Raw genomic sequence first — 21980 nt, forward strand, 5'->3', positions numbered from 1 at the left:
ATCGGCCTCATATCGAGCTAAGCTTGATTATTAATGGTTCAGATATAGTTTTTCATATCTCTTTCGAGGCAGATATTGTTGGTTTCTTGGGGCACTTTTTCTGCGCATATTTGATGAAAGTATAGAATAGGTTTATGGTTTATGGCGGAATAGACCAAATCAAACTTAGAGAACTGCATTAAGGAGAATTGCATGTTAAATCAGTCAAAACAAAAAATAGTCTGTGTGCTTTATGACGATCCTAAAAATGGTTTTCCACCACGTTATGCTCGTGATTCCATTCCTGAATTGATGCGCTATCCGGATGGCCAGTCTCTACCAAGTCCAAAGGCAATAGATTTTAAACCAGGAGAACTGTTAGGCTCGGTTAGTGGCGGTTTAGGTTTAAGATCTTTTCTTGAAGGATTAGGGCATGATTTTGTCGTGACCAGTGATAAAGAAGGGCCTCAATCAGTTTTTGCACAAGAATTAAAAGATGCCAATATAGTGATTTCTCAACCTTTTTGGCCTGCTTATTTAACTCGCGAACGAATAGAGCAAGCCCCTAATTTGCGACTGGCTATTACCGCTGGTATAGGTTCCGATCACGTTGATTTAGAGGCAGCCAAAGAACATAACATTACTGTATGTGAAGTTACTTTTTGTAATAGCATTAGTGTTGCAGAACACGCGGTCATGATGATTTTAGCCTTAGTACGTGATTTTATACCTCAATATAAGACGGTAGTTGATGGGGGATGGGATATTGCTGACTGCGTAAGCCGCTCTTATGATCTCGAAGGAATGCAAGTCGGATGTGTGGCTGCTGGACGTATTGGCTTGGCTGTTTTAAAACGGTTAAAACCTTTTGATGTGGGATTACATTATACAGACAAGCATCGACTTCCTATTCAAGTAGAGCAAGAGTTAAATCTTACCTTCCATCCAACGGTAGAGTCTTTAGTGACACGCTGTGATGTAGTTTCCATTCATTGTCCCCTACACCCAGAGACAGAACATTTATTTGATGATCAATTAATCAAAAAAATGAAACGTGGTGCTTATTTGATTAATACGGCGCGCGGCAAAATCTGTGATAGAGATGCTATTGCTAAGGCACTGGAGTCCGGACAATTAGCTGGTTACGCTGGCGATGTTTGGTTTCCTCAACCTCCATCAAGTAGTCACCCCTGGCGTTTTATGCCCCATCACGCAATGACTCCTCATACTTCAGGCACCTCATTATCCGCTCAAGCACGGTATGCCGCCGGGGTAAGAGAAATATTGGAGTGTTGGTTTACCAATAAGCCAATAAGAAATGAGTACTTGATTATGCAACATGGTCATTTAGCTGGAGTAGGAGCCCATTCTTATAGTGAGGGTAATACCACTATAGGTGTAGATGTGTAGCGGTTTCTATTTAAATGAAGTCAATCTATTGTTGGTCGGGTTCTTGGCCCAATGGCGCTACCTTAAGAAAAGGAAGAAAAAATCGTAGCCCGTATTAGTGCAGCATAATACGGGAATACCCTAGCTCAGTGCACTGAAATCCCGGATTACGCTGCGCTCATCCAGGCTACAAAAACTTAAGGTAGCGCCATTGGGTTCTTGGCCTAATGGCAGTACCATTAGGCCCATATCTAGTTCTTATTAATATACAAGAATCCAAGAAGCTTTTTTGCGGTTTAAAAGTTATTGTCTACACTTTAGATATAAAATGACAAGGGAGTCGAGCATGACCATCACTACGGGTTTATCTGGGAATGAAGTCTATTGTCTCGCAAAGAAAAATTATACCCCTGGTTCTATTGTTGTTGGTAATAGTGTTCACTCCTTAGGCATTATTGGTAGCGTTGGCTCGGGATTAAAAGCTATGCTGGGAGGAGAGCTGCAACAAATCACCACACTTATTGAAGAGGGGCGAGAAACAGCCTATAAACGGATGTTAGAGGAGGCGACTACGAATGGGGTAACAGGCATTACTGGTGTTACCAGTCAATTGATTATTCATGGCTCCAATATTGAATTTTTATCGATAGGCTCTGGAATTAATGCTGGCAGTACCGCAAGCAAAGAGAAATTTTCAACTTCCGATGATGGTCAAGAACTCTATGCGCAATTAGATGCAGGGTATAAACCTATTTGTTTTTCCTTTGGTAACGTTGCATACTCCATGGGCTTAGGGCGTGGAATTTTAGGTGCTCTAAAAACCTTTGGCCGTGGTGAAATAAAAGAGTATTCTGATATTTTCAATAGAACGAGGCATTTGGCTTTAAACCGTATTATTGCTCATGCCAAGCAATATAAAGCTAATGCTGTACTGGGAATAAAAACTACGGTACTCCCATTCGGTGGGGTCAGCGAGATGCTGATGATAGGCACTGCTTCTTATAACCCTCAGTTGAAATTAACTATTGGCAGTGTGGATAGTGATGATGATTTTAATACTGCTAAAGATTATATAGTCAGCAGCGATATGACTAATATTGAAATGTGGAATATGGCGAATATGGGATATGCGCCAATGAAGTTACTATTAGGTACTTCCGTATATTCACTGGGGCTGGTTGGTGGCATTACCTCTGCTTTAAAATCTTTTTTTAGAGGAGAAATTAACGAGTTAACGCGAATGATTTATGCTGCACGAGAACATGCCTTAGGTTTAATCACCGATGAGGCCAAAGCCATAGGCGCGGATGACATTATTGGGGTAAAAACCTATGTGTATCAATTGGGCAATGGTCTTGTCGAATTCTTAGCTATTGGTACTGCAGTAAAAAAATCTTCTCGCATTAAAACCGAGTCAGAACAACTTACTCCTCAAGCTATTGTTGTCGATAAAGATACGTTTTATGATTCAACTAATGTGGACAGCCTAACCGTAGATGTTAACCGCGGAGCAAAACCAATAAATCGCGGCTCTACGTCTTTTTTACTTCCAGCATTGATTATTATTATTTTATTCATTTCATTTTTTTGGCAGATATTTCATTAGTCTGTAATGATGCCTTCTTTGAAGGGATGTTCCTTGTGTCACTATGCAATTAAGCAACGAGTTATTGGTAAGAAGAGGTATATATGAATGTATTGACAGATAAAACCATTTTAATAACGGGTGCTTCAAGTGGTATAGGCGAGTCTTGTGCGCGCTTATTTGCAAGTCAAGGTGCTAGACTCATTTTAAGTGCTCGTCGTGTGGAGCGTTTAGAAGAGCTTGCTCAGAAATTATCTCATCAGCATAATAAAGAACACTATATTTTACCTCTAGATATACGTAATAAGGCAATGGTAAAAAAGCAATTAGAAACTTTACCCAGTGAATTGCAGGCCATCGATATACTAATTAACAATGCTGGCTTAGCTTTAGATACGTTACCGATACAACAAGGTATTGAAGATCATTGGGATACAATGATTGACACCAATATTAAAGGACTGTTGTATGTCAGTCGTGCGGTAATACCAGGTATGTTAGAGCGAGGAACAGGACATGTAATCAATGTTGGTTCCATTGCCGGACATGAATGTTACCCCAATGGTAATGTGTATTGCGCCACTAAATCGGCAGTTCATGCCATTTCAAAATCAATGCGATTAGATCTTTTAGGAAGTTCTATTCGCGTTACAGAGATAGCACCAGGAGCTGTGCACACAGAGTTTAGTGAGGTGCGTTGGAATGATAAGCAAAAAGCTTCTGATTTTTATAAAGATTTTGAGCCTTTAATTGCTCAAGACATTTCTGATGCTATTTTTTATTGCATCACTCGTCCAGCACACGTGAATATTGAAGAGATGATCATTATGCCTACTGTACAGGCTTCAGCTAATCACTTATTTAGAGGCTCTAACAATAAATAGTAGCCCCCTCAAAATAAGACGCTGATAGGGCTGGGTTCTTGCCCCATAGCGGTAAAGCTAAGGAGTTTTACTCGTTATAAGCACTTAATGATTAATAAAATCCCGTTTGGACTGAGGAAGCGTCTACGTCGTCTCGAACTGAGGTATCTCCACAGAGTTATAACTTCTCTCGAATTACCGTGGCTTGGCCACGGTATCCACACGTTGCATCATTAAATCACCTCTATTTCTTCAATGAAGTGGTTAAAAATGAAATTTAATCTAGTGTATTTCTTGGGCTTAAACTAACAATTACTCATCTTGTAGATACCGTGGTCAAGCCACGGTAATTCGCTCTTTAATCAAAATTTGTGGGGATACCTCAGGTCTCGAAGCCTTCACAGCACGATGAGCAAGACTTCGATGCGTGGCTAGAGTACTTCCGCAGTCCGAACGGAGCGAGGATAAGCAGGGTTAACTCCCCTTAGAATGATATTGCGCTCTTAGCTTGACGGCTATGAGCCCTTTACCGAAAACGGCTACTGTTCACATTCTCATCGAGCGTTGAGGCTCTCTTTCAGGCATTTTAAAGTCAGCTATATCAACACCAGAAGGTTCTGGCTTATCTCCAGGATGAAACTCATTGCCATTTCCATGATATAGCTTTCCATCACCATTAGAATATGCCATGACTTTATTCGTTGCTTTATCCACAACAATAAAAGCTCTCTCTTTGTGGCTTTGATCTAACATAAAATCGGCCATCTCTTTGGTCGATGGGAACGACAGTTCTGCTCTGCCATTTTTTATTTCAGGTTCTTTACTATATAATTTTTTATAATCTTCAATGATAGGAGCTAGCTTTCTACTCTGAATAGACGTTTGCACTTGCTGCGGGCTATCGCTTAATAATTTTTCTAATTCAGGAACAGAGGCGTCTTTATATTTTTTATTAAGTTCCGTCCATTGTTTTACTTGCTTTGCATCCATATAGCCGTTCAATTGAGCTATTTTTTTATAAGCGATTAGTAATTCAATTTCTTGTTTCGTAGTTAAATTATTTTTAGGACTACTATCAACATTATCCTGACGTGGAGTACCTGGTTGTTTCTTTGCTTGTTCCGCTTGTTCTATTTCTCCCGCGCTTTTACCTTTATATTGGGGGTATTTGTCAAGGAGATCCATTTTTCTATCATACTGTTCACTTACTTCTATAGGCCCTTTAACAAGACCAATTAATTCTTTCATATGGTGGTCTCTTCTTGCTTGTAGCAATTGAGCACTATTCATACTCTCATATTCCGGATATTTTTGATGAATTTTTTGTTCTTTGAGGAGGTCAGCATAAAGCATTCGTGCTCCTCGCTCTCTTTTTCTTTGAATGTCAATTAGGCTCTGTAGATCCTGGTCTTTTCTATCGCCGATTAGAGGGGTTTCCAGAGCATAAGGTGCGTCATCTTCTAAAGGGGGATGAGCTTTTCTCATTTGTTCTGCTTGTTTTATCTCGCTAGCATTTTTTTCTTTATATTTGGGGTATTTCTGCTCCAGTTTTGCTTTGGCATCATGTTGGTCTCCTGTCGATAGAGGTTGGCTTTTGAGCGCGATTAATTCGTTTATATCATTATCTCTTCTTGCCTGTAATAATTGAGCGTTATTCATACCCTGATATTCTGGATATTGTTTATGAACTTCTTCTTCCTTATTTATTTCAGCTAAAGCCATTCGGCTCCCTATTCTTTTTTTCCTTTGAATCTCGAGTAATGTATCAATTGCTTTATCTCTTTTGGAGTAGCTCATAAAATGTTCTCCGTTTAAAGTTATGTATTTAGTATATGCAATAAGCGCTTTATTTGGCTAATTTTTGAGCTATGGAGTTAAGGAGAAGAGAATTAAAATGACATGTTTGTGCAAAAATCTATCAATGGAGAGGATCTTGGTCTATTATTATTACATATAGGTGATGATATATCCTGACTGAACCAGTAAATAATTTCAGATTGGGAGATTGTTTTGGAGAGTGGTGTGTACGCCTAGATGGTATAGGAAACCTGAAGCTCTGCATAAATCTCCAAAGTACATTTCAGCTGCGGCTCAGGTTTAAGGTTGTCATTGCCTGTACTCTTCTCTTCTTTGAGACCTTGTTAATTAATTCGTCTAAGATGAACACTAGTTGCCATTTCCTGCGTAAATAATGGACATTGCTTATTTGTAGTGAATTAATTAGCAAGCTCTAAGACAAATCAGCATCTCTTTGAAAGCAAAAGGAAAATCGGTCTATATTTGAGCAATTGTTATTCATAATATATAATTAATGGACAAGCATAATACCAGGAAGTAATCATGAATAAGTTAATAGCTGCTATTACTGTAAGTGTTCCAGTGCTTTTGCTAACCAGTTGTACAATAGATACCGTGACTGGTGTTGATACTGTAGTATATGATCCAGGATATAGTAATGATTATGTTTATTCCGTGGGGTATTATAATAACAGACCTTATTGGGGAAATAATTATTATTATGTTGGATATCCCGGTTATCTTTACAGCTGGGGTGATAATGGATATTGGGGTGGTGGTTACTACAACGGCTATTAGAACAACGAACCTCGATAAGCCTTCATATCTTTGTGCGACTGGATACCGCGTTTGATGCGTGGTATCCAGTAGACGGTGTTCAAATAAACAGAATGCTCTTTTATTCCCAAATGTAATTTAAGGAATTATTCTTTAGCTCGAGAAACGTATTCACCCTTACGAGTATCTACTTTAATTAACTCGCCTGTTTGGACAAACAAAGGTACGCGAACTACAGCACCAGTCTCCAATTTTGCTGGTTTTCCGCCGCCACCAGAAGTATCGCCTCTTACCCCAGGGTCTGTTTCAACAATTTCTAGAATAACAAATGTAGGTGGTAATACTTGTATGGGTTCGTTATTCCACAGAGTGACGATACAAACATCCTGCTCTTTTAACCATTGGGCTGCATCGGCAAGAACAGCTTCACCTAGCGCATATTGTTCAAAATTATCGGGAACCATAAAATGCCATTGTTCTCCATCATTATAGAGATATTGCATTTCAACATCTGAAACATCAGCTGAAGGTAAGGTATCACCAGATTTAAAAGTGCGTTCTACAACGCGTCCTGTTTTTAAATTACGAATTTTTACTCGTGTAAATGCTTGGCCTTTACCTGGTTTTACGAATTCACAATCAAGAATGTTACAAGGTGCATCGTCAACCATTACTTTTAAACCATTTTTAAATTCGTTAGTGCTATAGATTGCCATTAGTGCTCCATAGTTGAGATTTTTCTTTATTTTCGTTACAGTTCGTACAGTTTATCAAGTCTATATGATTAATGCGAGAGACCTCTTTGAGTTGGCAGAAAATTTTAGCACAAGGATTTACATCGGTAAGTGATTTACTTCATTATTTAGAACTCCCTATAGCTGAAGGTAGTTTGCTAGCAGAAAAAAAATTTCCTAGCCGTATCCCTTTAGGATTTGCAAAGCGTATGCACAAAGGTAATCCACACGATCCTTTATTATTGCAAGTACTTGCCTTGGGAGAGGAGCTTGAGGAGACGGAGGGATATGGGCCTGATCCACTTACAGAATTAGATACTATTCCTTTGAAAGGATTAATACACAAATATCATGGCCGTGTTTTATTAACCATAACTGGTGTTTGTGCTGTCAATTGTCGCTATTGTTTTAGAAGGCATTTTCCTTATCAGAACAATAATCCTGGACGTAGTGGGTGGAAAGAAATCGTTCATTACATCGCAAATGATGCTAGCATCACGGAGATTATTTTAAGTGGAGGTGATCCTTTACTTGCATCTGATGTAGTATTAACTGAATTGATTCAACTACTAGAAGACATCCCTCACGTACATACTGTGCGTATACATACTCGTATCCCTATTGTATTTCCAGAACGAATAGAAGAGTCATTACTGAAGTTATTATCAACGACACGCCTTAAAAAAGTAGTGGTATTGCATTGTAACCATCCGCAGGAGCTAAATGACGAGGTGAGGCAGGCGTGTAGTGATTTACAAAAAGCTGGCTGCCTTTTACTAAATCAATCAGTTTTATTGGCGGGTATCAATGATCAGGCAACCATTTTGGCAGAATTAAGCCAGGCTTTATTTGCTTATGGAGTCCTGCCTTATTATCTTCATCTATTAGATAAAGTAAAGGGCGCCGCTCACTTTGATATGCCTTTTGTTAATGCTCAGACAATTTATCATCAATTGCAAACACTGTTGCCAGGATATTTAGTCCCTCGTCTGGCCAGAGAAGAGCCAGGAAAATTGCATAAAACGTTACTACTCTAAAGCTTTTGCTACGTTACTATTACTGTCATCCAGGGCGTAGCGAGGGATCTCTTGCAAAACTCATTGTGCCATATTTAAGAGCTCCTTCGGATGGCCGCATAGCAACTGCCTTGAATTAGGTAACGTACAAATAGGCCGACAAAATATCGCTAAATCTCCTCATCCCCATAAAGTTTTATTAATTTTTCCTGAGCACAGTTACTTCCTTGAGTATTGGGCTTATACGTTCCATCACTGTGCATTTCCCATGTGTTGCTATTATCTTTAAGATAATTTTTTATGATTTCTTGCTTGATTCTTTTTTTACATTGCTCATCAAGAATTGGAAACATTATTTCAATACGGTGATATAAATTTCGCTCCATGAGATCCGCACTAGAACAAAAATAATGCTCTTCATTCTTAATTCGGAAATAATAAATTCTATGGTGCTCGAGGAAGCGTCCAATAAAGGACAAAACTCTAATATTATCCGATACTCCTGGTAATCCTGGTTTTAAACAACAAACACCTCGCACGAGGAGGTTAATTTTGACTCCAGCCTGGGATGCTCTATATAAGGCTTGGATTATCACTTTATCCGTTAATCCGTTAACCTTGAGCATGATTTCCGTTTCAGCACCTTCTGCAGCCGCAGTAGCGCATTGTTCTATATATTGTAATAATGTTTTTTGCAGGGTAAACGGCGAATGGCTTAACGCTTTGAGTTTGACTACTCTGCCTAATCCGGTAAGTTGTTGGAATATAATTTGTGCATCAGAGGCTATAGTTGGCTCACAAGTTAATAGGCCAAAATCCGTATAGCGTTTTGCCGTTTGTTCATGATAATTTCCGGTACTTAAATGCACATAACGCTTTAATTTGCCATGAGTCCGTCTTACGACTAAAGTCATCTTGGCATGAGTTTTATATCCCACTACTCCATAGAGAACTAATACTCCTGCCGCATGTAATTTATTCGCTAATTTTAAGTTGGATTCTTCATCAAAACGGGCTCGTAATTCAATAACCGCAGTTACCTCCTTCCCTGAATGAGCTGCATTCACTAATGCATCTACCATTACAGAACCAGAGTGAGTACGATAGAGAGTTTGATTAATTGCTAGAACGTTAGGATCGGCGGCTGCTTGTCTTACAAAGTCGATCACTACATCAAAACTTTGATAAGGATGATGAAGTAAAATATCTTGTTCATCCAATACGTTAAATAAATTTCGTTCTGATTTGGGGAATTTAGGATATTGCGCAATTAGCGTAGAATAGTTTAAATCGGGTCTATCGCTAATAGTATTAATGGCCCGAGTATATCTTTGTAGGTTAACAGGCCCATCACAATAATAGGTATCTTCATGTCTTAAATGATATTTCTGCAATAAAAAATCAATTATTTTTTCAGGGCATTTGTTCTCAATTTCTAGTCTTACCACATGACCATAATGACGAGAGAATATTTCTCGTTGCACGGCTTGAGCGAGATCATCAATTTCTTCTTCCCGCAAAAATAAATCACTATTACGGGTCAAGCGAAATGCATAACAACCGCTGATTTCCATGCCAGGGAATAGGCTATTAATATGAGTTTGAATAATGGAGGATAAATAAACAAAATAATGCGCTCCCCCACATAACTCGGAGGGTAAATGAATCATTCTGGGGATAGAGCGTGGCGCATGTACCACTGCATAGTCAATATTACGATCAAATGCATCCTTACCACTTAGCGAAATAATAAAATTCAAGCTTTTATTGATTAACTGAGGAAGTGGATGAGCTAAATCGAGCGCTATGGGGCTAATGATTGGTAGAATTTCGTGCTTAAAATAATGTTTTGCCCATAAATGAATATCATCTGTCCATTCATGCGTTTCAAGAAAATAGATATTTTCCTTACGCAGGGCAGGGAGAAGTTGTTTATTGAATATATTGTACAATTGATCAATAAGTTCGTGTGCCCTATGGCTGATTTCGCTATAGGCTTCATCGGCACGTAAACCATCGATGGTTAGTTTTCCTGAAGACATAGCTACTTTTTCTTTAAGGCCTGCCACTCGTATTTCAAAAAACTCGTCTAAATTACTGCTGCAAATACTGAGAAAGCGCATCCTTTCTAATAAAGGAACACGCTCATCATTAGCGAGCATAAGAACTCTCTGATTGAAGGCAATCGCTGAGAATTCCCTATTGATATAATATTCCGGATTATCAAGCGTATTATCCATGGGCTACTTTATTTCCTTTTTGTTTAACAAATGTTTGTTATCCTGAACGCAGTGAAGGCACTTTTCAGTCACTCAAGAGAACAAGGCAAATTACTAACGAACCATAAAAAAACAAATAGCAATGAACCCTAGAAAGCCATAAAAAGGCGATAGATTCCAAAGGGCCAGCGCTAAAAAGAATAGAATGCATGCTATAGCCATGGGGATAGAGACATACATGCCGACAACCCCTTGAGCAACAGAAAAAGTTGCAGCGGCTAACAAGGCCAAGCCTCCATATTGAACCGAGATCATAATTTTACGTGTGACTGGTCCATCGTGAGACGTTAGCCAATGATACCCTACGATTGCCATAAGTAAACCAGGGAGATTCAGACTAATAATCGCAAGAAATAGTCCCAGAAAACCAGCTGCTTTATATCCTATAAGTGCCGCTAATTTTACTGCAGTGAGCCCTGGAAATAAAAAACTCGAACCTAGCATCCCAACAAATTCTTCATTACCAACCCAGTGTCTATAGTCTACTGCTTCATACTCCAAGAGTTTTAACATGGAGTTACCTCCACCTAAGGAGATAAGGCCAATTTTGCCAAAACTGTAGATAATGTTTAACAGAGTTCGGATCATGATTTGTCGATGCTTTTTAAAAAAGTTACATATTCGCAGGAAACCTGGTCATCCAGCAAGTGCTTATTAATAGTTTCTACTAGCGGTAAGGATTTACCTTCAATACATGCACTGAAATATACTTTATCATTAACTTTAAGTCGGGCTAGTTCAAGCTTTACATGCGGAGTTGTTGCAAATTTATAAGTAAACGATGTCTTTTGTACATTAATTTTCTTTCCAAAATTTTGTGCTTGATGCAATATTTCTTGTAAATGATCAATAGATTCCTGTTGCTGATCGGGGTAATCGGTTACTGCATCAAGATTAATCTTAGTTCCATACCCTAGCGCTTTATTAGAGTGTTTCACTAAAGGTTTATAAAGAAGCTGATTACGCCGGTATTTGATATTATAATTTTCATTGGGTAGTAGATAATAGCAATCTTCTTTGTGTTTTTGCTGATAGCACGTAATATCGAGTAGAGCGTCATCAATCTTATGCAGGTTAATGATCTGATCTTCTGGCCAAAAATAACGTATTTCCCACTTAACAATATCTGGCTGCTCCATAAAACTAGAAAGAGGGAGTATTATTTTTGTAGAAAATTCAAAATTCCAAATAAATCGTTGGTTCATGCTGTTTTCACCATTTGTCAAGGCTAGCGCCATTGATTTGAATCAAAAATTCACGTTAAGTCTAATCTTGAGCTACTCGTAAAATGAACTATAAAGAGTATATACTAGTAACCTATCCTGCAATAATAAAAAAGCAAAGGAAGGGGGATTTATGGGTATTGCATTGTTTTTGGTTTATTTAATATTCACGTTAGTAGTGCTTTATAGAGCGACTAACTCATTGGTTTGGGAAATTGGTAGTATTCTTTATTTGATTGCAGCCACTTTCTTTATAGGTCTGCCCTTCATTCCCGGTTTAATATTATGGCTGGTCATTATTAGTGCGATTGTCGTGGTGCAAGTTGAGCCGGTACGGATGTTGATCAGTGATTTTCTCTATAAAACAGCAGGTAAATCAATCCCTAAATTATCTAAAACAGAAGAAGAAGCATTGAATGCTGGAGATACTTGGCTTGAGCAAGATATTTTTGTAGGGAAGCCGAATTGGGATAGATTAGCCAGTGTTAGTACGCAGTTGTCTGCTGAAGAGCAAGCTTTTCTTGATAATGAAACTCAAACCTTATGCAGCATGCTCGACAACTGGGAAGTCAGTCAGGAGCGCGATCTACCTGCTAAAGTATGGACTTATATTAAAGAAAGTGGCTTTTTAGGATTGGTTATCCCTAAAGAATATGGTGGTAAAGGTTTTTCCGCGCGAGCTCATTCTGATGTGGTGATGAAAGTCGCTAGTCGTTCAGGGGTTGCTGCTGTAACGGTTATGGTTCCTAACTCTCTTGGTCCTGGTGAATTAATAAACTATTATGGCACGGAAGAACAAAAGTCTTACTATCTGCCGAGACTTGCCAAAGGTATAGACATACCTTGTTTTGCTCTTACTGAGCCTGGAGCAGGAAGTGATGCTACGTCTATTCAATCCAGTGCGATAGTGCTCAAGAAAACCGTTGAAGGAAAATCTATTCTTGGCTTGAATATTACTTTAGATAAACGATGGATTACTTTGGCTCCCGTCGCTACCTTAATCGGATTAGCGGTCAACTTAAAAGATCCCGATGGTTTATTACAAGGGGAAGGACAGGAAGGAATCACCTGCCTGTTAATTCCACGTGATACTGAAAACTTGGAAATTGGAAACAGGCATTTGCCCGCAGATCAACCATTCATGAATGGAACCTTGCGTGGTAAAGATATTTTTGTGCCAATCACCACGATTATCGGTGGACAAAAGAGGGCAGGAACAGGCTGGCAAATGCTCGTGGAGTGTTTATCAATAGGCCGATCTATTTCTTTGCCGGCATTAGGTGCTGCATCTTCCTCCGTTTCTTATTTGACATCAGGAGCTTTTGGACGTGTCCGTCGTCAGTTTAATGTGGAAATTGCTCAGTTTGAAGGGATAGCAGAAAAGCTTGCTGAAATCGCGGGATTGAATTATATAATCAATGCTACTCGCTTGTTAACAGTTGCGGCTGTTAACGAACATAAGAAGCCCTCGGTAGCATCCGCGATTACCAAATACTTTAATACTGAATTAGGCCGATCTACTGTTAATACGGCTATGGATGTGCATGCGGGCCGTGCTGTAGTTGTTGGTCCTCGTAATTATTTAACCAACATGTATCAAGCTATCCCCATTTCTATTACAGTAGAAGGGGCCAACATCATGTCTAGAAACTTGCTTATTTTTGGACAAGGTTCTATGGCGTGCCATCCATTTGTTCGCGATGAGTTTTATGCCATTTCCGCGGAAAATAAAGAGGCCTTTAGAACATTAATTTGGAATCATATCCAATATTTCATGCAGAATCTTGCTAAAACTATTTGTTCCGCATGGACCGGTGGGTTATTTATTTCTGTTCCAGATAATTCGATGAAAAAGGAATACAAGCGATTAGCGCGTCTAAGTCATGCCTTTGCTTGGCTTGCAGATTTATCATTAATCTATTTGGGAGGCGAGTTAAAGCGAAAAGAGCGTTTATCAGCAAGACTTGCAGACGGTATGTCCTATTTATACATGGCCATGGCCTCATTAAGAGCGGTGCAAATGAATGGGGATCATCCTGATGAGCAAGTGCATGCGAAATGGGCTGTAGATTACTGCTTTTATCATGCACAGAAGTCAATGATTGCCTTATGTCAAAATTTCCCATCTCGTCCTTTAGGGTTCTTAATGCGTTTGCTAGCGTTTCCTTTTGGGCAAACCATGCGCTATCCGTCAGATAAACTGGATCAAAAATTAGCACGCTTAATGACCGCTAATAACCATTATCGAGATAGAATGAAGAATTTTATTTACTTAAGCGGCGATGCGAAACAACCCGTAGATCGTATGGAGCACGCCTTGCAGTTAATTATTGAAACTGATGGCTTATCACATAAAGTGGCGGATTTAAAACGCTATAAATTCGGCCAATTAAAAGATAAATTGCAAGAAAAAGTATCCAGTGGTGGGATAACGCAACAGGAGATGGATAGTCTGCTTGCAGTTGAAGACGCGCGTTGGGATGCTATTTTGGTTGATGAATTTACTTTTGATTCAATGAAAAAGAAATCATTCAATTCGGTTATTGATGATGTTAAATCTCCATTGAGATGAAAAGCTGACAATTCATTCGGCTGAAAATGAATATAAGTTGTTGTTTTTCTAGGCATCGCACTCACTTATTCCTCAATATACTGAGTTGCGATGCTGATAAGTTCTAAATTTTTACGTTCTTTTAACATCTACATATAAAATCAGTAGCATAGCTTGTGCTTCTAATTTGCTATAATTTTACAAAGCATTTGACGTGTTATTTGTGTTTTATGCACAAACAAAATTTAAAGAGAGAGTAAATTATGCCAGCACCAACTCTTCCCGCGAATCTAAAAGATCCTTTATTTAAGTGTATGGAGGTCTCGGGGACTACCATAGAAGGCTCACAATATTTTGCAGACCAGTTCAAAGGCTTGCTGATTGCAACGAAAACGCAGGATCAATTTTCTGATCTTCTGAACCGGGTACAGGATTTTGCTAAATATACGGCATTTAAATTGCGTTCTAGCAGTGAACCTTGGCTGGGACAAATCAATGACTCTTCTGATTATAAGAAAATGCAAGCCGAAATGGCTCTGAGTGCAGCCCGTGATCTGGACAATATGAAACTAGGCACTTCCAATAAGGCTGCCTTTGAATTTGCTATAAGTGATAAGTCCGAGTTTCTGCGTGGCTATTCAGCAGATGGTCAGGCATTGGATCCTAAATCGTTAGGGTCTATGGATACATTATTTAATTCATACCTTGCCGAGCATAATATGGTCAGTGAGGGTAGTGTACTGTATGAAGCTACCGATCAAGGTAAGCCAAAGAAAGATGCACAAGGAGTTGCAATCAAGGCTGATCCGCAACAGGTTAGGGACTTAATTAATGATCCGCAGCAAGGATATGCTAAGTATTTAGAAGGCAAGGGAGTTAATGTTACTTGCCAGGAGCAACAATACCCATCACCACAAAAAGATATGCAGGCCCAACAAGCAGTTAAAGATGCTGTTGCTGTTAAAGAAAGTCTTGAAGCCAGCAGTGTTGAGGTAGAAACACCAACCGCAGAAACTCAGTCGACTATGAAGGCAGGGGGTTAAAAGCTATTGGCTGCATTAAGCCTTTCTATAGAGCCTATATCAAACCAGAACCCTTGATGTAGGCTTCCTGTCGCTTCATTCCGTGATGCATAGTGTTTCAGCAATGGTGCAATAGAGTAGCGTCCCAGTTTATTTTCTGTAAATATTTTGGGGTGGTAACAGGCTATACCGGCAAACGTGTAGTTACAATCAGTATTAGTTAGGATGTGCTCGTTATTTAGACCGAAATCACCATGATGCTGTAAAGCAGGATTTTTATGAACTAAGATGAGATGTAAACAGTCTACAGAAAATGTTTTGATTTGTTTGAAATCATAATCAGTGTAGATATCTGCGTTGACGGTAATAAAGGGTTTATTGTCGAAAAAGGGGAGTGCTTGTATAATTCCTCCGCCTGTTTCTAAGCCTCCAGGAGGTTCGGGTGAATAACAAAGCTCTACTCCCCAACGTGAACCATCGCCTAAATAGCGCCGAATTTGTCCACCTAGATAAGCATGATTTATAATTATTTTCTCAAAGCCAGCTTTTGCCAAATTAATTACATGATGCTCTACTAAAGGTTTACCTTTTACAATACAAAGCGCTTTAGGGCATAATTCGGTTAGGGGTCTTAAACGTTCTCCTCTACCCGCCGCTAATATCATTGCTGTATTCATGGCAAATAAACTCTATTTTGTAGAAAATGAAAAAATGGATGTAGTTCTTCATAAATTTCACTACACTCAAGTACGTATTTTAATGTAAGAGGTAAATTACCGAGGTATCCTGGTTTATTATCGCGTAAATGCAGACGACAGAAAATCCCTAAAACCTTTAAATGTCTTTGTAACCCACAAAGATCAAAAGCACGTATGAACTCTGGTAATGAATACTGCTGTGCTACCTCGCTCTGTGAGTGAAAAAAAGCGACCCATTCTAAAACTTGTTCTCTAGACCAAGAAATATAACAATCTTTTAGTAAGGAAACTAAATCATAAGTCAAAGGCCCACGCATTGCGTCTTGAAAATCAATAACTCCCAAAATATTTTCTTCTTGCTTGGTGATGAGCATCAAATTACGGGAGTGATAGTCTCGATGGATAAAAGTCAGTGGTTGTTTCGATACTTCAGTCGCGATCCATTCCATAGTTTTTTGTATTATCGCCAATTCTTCCTCATGCAAATCTAAAGACAGATAGGCGTTAAAAAACCATTCAGGGCATAAGCTCATTTCTTTTAACATAAATGCTTTATCAAAAAAGGGAAGTTGAGGATCTTCTATTGGGCATTCTTGAATCTTAAATAAGGTATCTATTGCCTGATGATAATAAGTATTGACGGTTTCTACATGCAGTTTATTGAATAGTAGTTCATCGCCAAAATCGCTTAATAATAAGAAACCTTGCTCCAAGTTGATAGCGCGAATTTCTGGAACAGGTACCTTAGCCTTATTCAGGGTTTTTGCAACATGAATAAAGGGTACTAGGTCTTCTTTCTCCGGCGGAGCATCCATAATGATCTGTGTTAAGTTACCACAACAAAGACGGTAATATCGTCTGAAACTCGCATCCCCTGTTAGTGGATGTAAAATAAAGTCTTTAATTTTAATGGTATCAGTTAACCACTCTTTCAGTGCGTTTTCTCTTTCATGCATGCTATACTTCCCGTCTTTATTTCTGGCTTGCAATTAACATCTGTTGGCAATTCTACTATCTTGGCCGAATTATCTACAGACCCTAAAATATTGCAAATTAATTCTAATTCAGGCCACACAATTGAATGTGACACGTTTGATTGAGCACTATTAGTCGGACTGCTATCTTGGATAAAATGTTTGAGAGTCCATTGACGCGTGACACTAGAGCTAGTGCGGATTTAGTCTATTGTGTGCATAATAAGGCATTTTATTAGCGGTGAACATAAAGTTTTGGAATAAGCTAAAGAATTATTTTTTCTCCATCGCCATATTGCGTGATTTCTTTTATTATTTTTCAAAATCGTTATCGCACAAAAATCGTCAATTATTTCTGTCTCTAAAATGGTGGCTATTTTGCACCAGTATGGTTGCCTGTATTACTCCTTTGATTATTTATCATCGATTGGCTTACTCTTCGCCGTTAATTAATGAGCCTGTTCAGGCCTGTGTTATTGCCCGAGATGTTGATCTAACGGATGCAATAAGAGCTAAATTTGCCCAATGCTTAGGTTGGAAATCCGATCAAAGCTCCCCTATTTGTTTAGGGACTTATCAGCCTATTGCGGTTACCCCTTTAGATGATAGTGAGCAAATACGTATTCAGGCGGATCGCGCCTCATTCTACAAAAATGAGCGTTCTACTTTATCAGGGCACGTAGAAGTGCAACAGTCTCAAAGAGTAGTTAACGCACAGACAGCTTATGTTTACAGAGACCCAGCAACGAATCAAGTAACAAAAATTGAATTTCTAGGTGAGGTTCATTATTTAGAACCCGGCAAACTAATGATTGCTAGAAAAGCAACAATTAATCCACAAGACAGATCGGGACAGACCGAAGATGTTCTATATCGTTTTAATACGGATAGGCGTCAAGCAATTCTGCCTGCTTGGGGGCGAGCTAGTATTATTCAACGTTTTGCTAATAAAGACTACCTGTTGCAACAAGTAACGTACACAACTTGCGCTCCCCAAGATAAGGCGTGGGATATAAAGGCTGAGTCTATCACTATAGATGATGCAAAAGGCAAAGGAGTTGCCAGGAATGCTGTAGTCCGCATTCATGAATGGCCTGTATTTTATACTCCTTACATGAGTTTCCCTACGAATAAGGAACGTAAATCAGGTTTCCTTATGCCAATGATTGGTTATTCCAATGTTGGTGGTTTCGATTTGGGTTTACCTTATTATTGGAATATTGCACCGAACTATGATCTTACTTTCGTACCGCATTATTATTCAGAGCGGGGAGTAATGATAGGGGGGGAGTATCGTTACTTAACGTCCAATAGTTCAGGAATTATTACTGGGAACTTTTTACCTAATGATAAAAAGTTTAATAATTTTCTGCAAAATAATGAAGTGCAATTTCCTCTGCTAAGAGGCATGTCAGCCAGTCGCTGGTCATACGGTATTTTGAACACAACAAATCTAGCCTCTAATTTGCAATTAAATATTAATATGCAGCAGGTGTCTGATGACTATTATTTACAGGATTTCAGCACTAACTGGTCGGTAATAACTCAGAGGCAAATATTAAAGCAAGCCGATTTAACTTATTCAACAGAGCATTGGACTTTAAGAGGGATGGGGCAAAGTTATCAGACATTACACCCCATAAATGAAATTCCAGTTGCTTCAGTCTATGAGCGGTTACCACAACTTATGGCTCGGGGATATTATTACGATTTACCTTTTAATGCGAATCTCAACATTTTGGGCCAGTACGATCAATTTCGCTGGGCTGAGCGGTTTTGGAATAACAGTCCAGTGCAAATGCCCCAAGGCCCCAGGTTTCATTTAAATCCCGTATTGTCTTTACCCTTAATGAACTCTTGGTCCTTTGTGACGCCTTCAATACAATTTGTTGAAAATTATTATGAGGTACATAATAGCACTACGAATAATAATTTTAATTTTAACGCTTTCAATTGGCGAGTGCCTGATTTCAGTTTTAATCATCCAGGTTTGACCGGGCATTCCACCGATTATAATCGTTTTATTCCTCGATATAGCGTAGATGCGGGCTTATATTTTGATAGAGACTTTAATTGGAGTGGCCGCTCTTATAGTCAGACAATAGAACCACGATTATTCTATCTAAATGTCCCCTATCAGAATCAGACCCCCATACCTGTTTATGATTCTGGTTTTATGATATTTAACTTTGATCAATTATTCAGAACTAATAGATTTTCCGGCTTTGATCGCATTGGCGATGCCAACCAATTATCCTATGCTGTTACCTCCCGCTGGTTGTCTGCGGAAACAGGTGCCGAACTCGCTAATTTTTCTATAGGTCAGATTAAATATTTTGCTGATAGAAAAGTGCAACTATGCCAAAGTCCCACGGGTTTCTGTATTGATAACCCGTATACTTTTGGCCGTTTGTCTTCAACCTCGGATACTTCACCGATCGCTTCTCGGCTCGTGTATCATTTTAATCCAGTATGGAATATCACCGGAGACTATATTTGGGATCCGGCCACCCATGCAACGAATAATGGCGATTTAAATTTGCGTTACCAGCCAGCACCTAATTCCATTATTAATTTGGGTTATTCTTATTTAGTTAATGGAGATGTAACACAAGTGAGAAATAATGGAACCGAAGATAATGCTCTTCATCAGGCGATTATTGCTGCTTCTTGGCCAATAAGTGTAAGATGGAGCGCTGTAGGTGCATACAGTCATAATATTAGTAAAAATTACAGCATGATGTCTTTACTCGGTGTCCAATATGATAATTGTTGTTGGGCTGTACGCCTATTGGGGGGAAGGATGTTTAAGAGTTTAAATGCAGAATTTGATCCCCGATATAACAACAATGTTTATTTGCAGATATTATTAAAAGGTTTAGGATCGGTAGCTAACGGAGATCCTAATGGTATATTGACGACTTACATTCCAGGGTATAATGATCTTTTTAGTCGTTGATTTCGGGTAGAATTTAAACAAATCTGCTTGTATTTTGGTTAAGAATAACCTAAATTGCCCGGCAAAAGAGTAAATGAGGATTAAGGCATGTTTAAAAAATTGGCGTTAGTATGCGCATTATTTTCAGCAGTTGGGATTGCTGAAGGTAAGCAACTTTTAGATAAAGTAGTTGCTATAGTGAATGATGGAGTAATTACTTCTAGCGAATTGGATAAACAAGTAGAGCTTTCCAAAGCGCAAATATTAGCTCAGAAAATGCAAATGCCTAAAGAGTCTGTATTACGCAAGCAAGTATTACAGCATTTAATAGATGTTGATTTGCAGCTACAAATGGCAAAGCAAAATGGTATTAATGTAGATAATAATGAGCTTAATAGTGCTATTGAACGAATTGCCACTATGAATCACATTACCTTGGCACAACTACGTGAGGAAATTAAGAAGCAGGGCATGAGTTGGGAAGAATATAAAAATAATATTCGGAAAGAGATGCTTATTACTCAACTACAGCAAAAAAATGTTGGAAAAGATGTAATGGTTTCTAATGAGCAAGTCGAGCAATATTTAAAAGCTGGCACAGCAGTAGATAATTCTAAGCTAACCTATCGTGTACAAAATATAGTTATACCATTAAACGAAGAGCCAACCCCTGAGCAGGTAAAAAAAGCAAAAGCTCGGGCAGAAAAGTTGCTCACTAAAATTAAAAAAGGTGATGATTTTAGCCGTTTAGCTATTGAAGAATCTAGCGGCGAATGGGCTCTTGAAGGTGGGGATTTAGGCGAAAGACACCTGGCCGAACTTCCTGAGATTTTTGCAAAAGAAGTGATCAACATGAAAGTCGGGCAAACTGTTGGTCCACTACGTACTGGCAATGGTTTCCAACTAATAAAACTGGTGGCTATAGGTGGGGATAATCAAAAGCATATTATTACTCAAACTCATGTGCGCCATATTTTGCTCAAGCCCGATGCCAGTATGTTACCTGAAGAAGCGATGAAGCAGGTTAATAATATATATCAGCAAATTAAATCAGGAAAAGATTTTGCTTTGATGGCTAAACAATATTCTTTAGACTCTTCTAGTGCAGTGAAAGGAGGCGATTTAGGGTGGGTTAATCCAGGCGAATTAGTCCCTGAGTTTGAGAAAACAATGAATGACCTTCCACTGCATAAAGTCAGTAGCCCAGTCAAAACTGTATTTGGTTGGCACCTTATTGAAGTTTTGGAGCGTAAGCAAAAAGATGATTCAGATGCCTTTAAAAAACAACAAGTAAGACAGTTTTTACAGCAACGCAAATTTGCTGATGCCGTACAAAATTGGCAACAGCATTTACGCTCACAGGCTTATGTGAACATCCTTGACAAGGAATTGGCATGAAACCACTGCTCATCAGTAGTGGTGAGCCTGCGGGTGTTGGTCCAGATCTATGTTTGGCTCTTGCAAATTATGAGTTCCCAATAGTTGTTTTAGGCGATCCGTCCCTGTTGGCTGTGAGAGCAAAAGAATTAAAACAAGAAGTTCATTTCATTACTTACCAACGAGGAGAGGATGTAGAAACTCGACCTGGTTTTTTAACGGTGTTTCCCGTGGTTTGTCCCAAACAAGTAGTGTGTGGACATTTAGATCCTCAAAATGCATCTTATGTCATCGAGTTGCTAACGCTAGGTGCTACTTTATGTTCACAAGGAGAGTTTTCAGCTCTTGTTACAGCCCCTGTACACAAAGCTAACATTAATGCCGCTGGTATCGCTTTTACCGGACATACAGAATTTTTTGCTCAATATTTTAATGTAAATACAGTTGTAATGATGCTTGCTTGTGAGCAAATGAAAGTTGCTTTGGTTACTACTCACCTGCCACTACGTTTAGTATCCGAATCTATTTCTTCCTCGTTAATTATTGATGTAATTAGCCAACTACATCATTCATTAATTAATGAGTTTGGAATTAAGGCTCCTAGAATTAAAGTTGCTGGATTGAATCCTCATGCTGGAGAGTCAGGTTACTTAGGGCGTGAAGAAATCGAAGTGATTTCTCCCGCACTGATTTATTTGAAAGAACAAGGAATAAATATTCAAGGTCCTCTTCCGGCAGATACAATGTTTACTCCGGAACATTTAACCGATTGTGATGC

17 protein-coding genes (1 of these 17 running past the window's edge) are annotated in these 21980 nt (G+C 38.9%); 10 read left to right on the forward strand and 7 right to left on the reverse strand.

Features of this window, described 5'->3' with window-relative positions; all coding sequences use genetic code 11:
* The first annotated feature begins 192 nt into the window (after positions 1-192).
* From LFA_RS01275 to LFA_RS01285, 3 genes are all read left to right on the forward strand, one after another.
* Positions 193-1389, forward strand: coding sequence for an NAD-dependent formate dehydrogenase (locus LFA_RS01275; protein WP_045094584.1), 1197 nt, complete (start codon positions 193-195; stop codon positions 1387-1389).
* Between the two features lie 325 nt (positions 1390-1714).
* A complete protein-coding gene (locus LFA_RS01280) occupies positions 1715-2974 on the forward strand; it encodes a heavy metal-binding domain-containing protein (RefSeq protein WP_045094585.1) in 1260 nt (419 codons plus the stop codon).
* Between the two features lie 83 nt (positions 2975-3057).
* Positions 3058-3837 carry an SDR family NAD(P)-dependent oxidoreductase gene (locus tag LFA_RS01285; protein ID WP_045094586.1) on the forward strand — a complete coding sequence of 260 codons (780 nt, stop codon included), beginning with the start codon at positions 3058-3060 and terminating at the stop codon, positions 3835-3837.
* A 525-nt stretch (positions 3838-4362) separates the two neighbouring features.
* Here the strand turns inward: LFA_RS01285 and LFA_RS19305 are convergent.
* Entirely contained in the window at positions 4363-5613 is a 1251-nt protein-coding gene (locus LFA_RS19305; protein ID WP_052673811.1) for a hypothetical protein, read from the reverse strand.
* Positions 5614-6156: 543 nt separating this feature from the next.
* Here LFA_RS19305 and LFA_RS01295 point away from each other — a divergent pair.
* Positions 6157-6411 carry a hypothetical protein gene (locus LFA_RS01295; RefSeq protein ID WP_045094587.1) on the forward strand — a complete coding sequence of 85 codons (255 nt, stop codon included), beginning with the start codon at positions 6157-6159 and terminating at the stop codon, positions 6409-6411.
* A gap of 125 nt (positions 6412-6536) precedes the next feature.
* On the opposite strand, the gene efp is transcribed toward LFA_RS01295, so the two are convergent.
* Positions 6537-7106, reverse strand: coding sequence for an elongation factor P (gene efp / locus LFA_RS01300; protein WP_045094588.1), 570 nt, complete (start codon positions 7104-7106; stop codon positions 6537-6539).
* A 71-nt stretch (positions 7107-7177) separates the two neighbouring features.
* Between efp and epmB the strand changes: the two genes are divergently transcribed.
* Positions 7178-8161: an EF-P beta-lysylation protein EpmB gene (epmB, locus tag LFA_RS01305; protein ID WP_045094589.1), complete on the forward strand. Its 984-nt coding sequence runs from the start codon at positions 7178-7180 to the stop codon at positions 8159-8161.
* A gap of 149 nt (positions 8162-8310) precedes the next feature.
* On the opposite strand, the gene ppk1 is transcribed toward epmB, so the two are convergent.
* The 3 genes from ppk1 to LFA_RS01320 form a co-directional block, all read right to left on the reverse strand.
* Positions 8311-10380, reverse strand: coding sequence for a polyphosphate kinase 1 (gene ppk1, locus LFA_RS01310; protein ID WP_045094590.1), 2070 nt, complete (start codon positions 10378-10380; stop codon positions 8311-8313).
* Between the two features lie 93 nt (positions 10381-10473).
* Positions 10474-11007, reverse strand: coding sequence for a chromate transporter (locus tag LFA_RS01315; protein ID WP_045094591.1), 534 nt, complete (start codon positions 11005-11007; stop codon positions 10474-10476).
* Positions 11004-11624, reverse strand: a complete 621-nt coding sequence (locus LFA_RS01320) for a hypothetical protein (protein ID WP_045097334.1) — start codon at positions 11622-11624, stop codon at positions 11004-11006. Before LFA_RS01320 ends, LFA_RS01315 begins: the two co-directional genes overlap by 4 nt.
* A gap of 151 nt (positions 11625-11775) precedes the next feature.
* Here LFA_RS01320 and LFA_RS01325 point away from each other — a divergent pair, with 151 nt between their 5' ends.
* Together LFA_RS01325 and LFA_RS01330 are read left to right on the forward strand one after the other, a co-directional pair.
* The gene (locus LFA_RS01325) at positions 11776-14214 is read left to right on the forward strand and encodes an acyl-CoA dehydrogenase (RefSeq protein ID WP_045094592.1); all 2439 of its coding nucleotides are present in this window, start codon (positions 11776-11778) and stop codon (positions 14212-14214) included.
* A 242-nt stretch (positions 14215-14456) separates the two neighbouring features.
* Complete coding sequence (locus LFA_RS01330) at positions 14457-15236, forward strand: hypothetical protein (RefSeq protein WP_045094593.1); 780 nt, start codon at positions 14457-14459, stop codon at positions 15234-15236.
* Here the strand turns inward: LFA_RS01330 and murU are convergent.
* Together murU and LFA_RS01340 are read right to left on the reverse strand one after the other, a co-directional pair.
* Entirely contained in the window at positions 15233-15892 is a 660-nt protein-coding gene (murU, locus tag LFA_RS01335; RefSeq protein ID WP_045094594.1) for an N-acetylmuramate alpha-1-phosphate uridylyltransferase MurU, read from the reverse strand. The genes LFA_RS01330 and murU overlap by 4 nt on opposite strands.
* Entirely contained in the window at positions 15889-16869 is a 981-nt protein-coding gene (locus LFA_RS01340; RefSeq protein WP_045094595.1) for an aminoglycoside phosphotransferase family protein, read from the reverse strand. The genes murU and LFA_RS01340 overlap by 4 nt, the downstream gene beginning before the upstream one ends.
* 406 nt (positions 16870-17275) lie before the next feature.
* Between LFA_RS01340 and LFA_RS01345 the strand changes: the two genes are divergently transcribed.
* The 3 genes from LFA_RS01345 to pdxA form a co-directional block, all read left to right on the forward strand.
* On the forward strand, positions 17276-19846 hold the full coding sequence (locus LFA_RS01345; RefSeq protein ID WP_045094596.1) for an LPS-assembly protein LptD: 2571 nt from the start codon (positions 17276-17278) through the stop codon (positions 19844-19846).
* An 87-nt stretch (positions 19847-19933) separates the two neighbouring features.
* Positions 19934-21223: a peptidylprolyl isomerase gene (locus tag LFA_RS01350; RefSeq protein ID WP_045094597.1), complete on the forward strand. Its 1290-nt coding sequence runs from the start codon at positions 19934-19936 to the stop codon at positions 21221-21223.
* Positions 21220-21980 carry the 5' portion of a 4-hydroxythreonine-4-phosphate dehydrogenase PdxA gene (gene pdxA / locus LFA_RS01355; protein ID WP_045094598.1) on the forward strand. It continues 214 nt past the right edge of the window, so only the first 761 of its 975 coding nucleotides appear in the window; its start codon is at positions 21220-21222; its stop codon lies beyond the right edge, outside the window. The genes LFA_RS01350 and pdxA overlap by 4 nt, the downstream gene beginning before the upstream one ends.

The sequence above is a fragment of the Legionella fallonii LLAP-10 genome (assembly GCF_000953135.1).
GTDB classification, from domain to species: Bacteria; Pseudomonadota; Gammaproteobacteria; order Legionellales; family Legionellaceae; genus Legionella; species Legionella fallonii.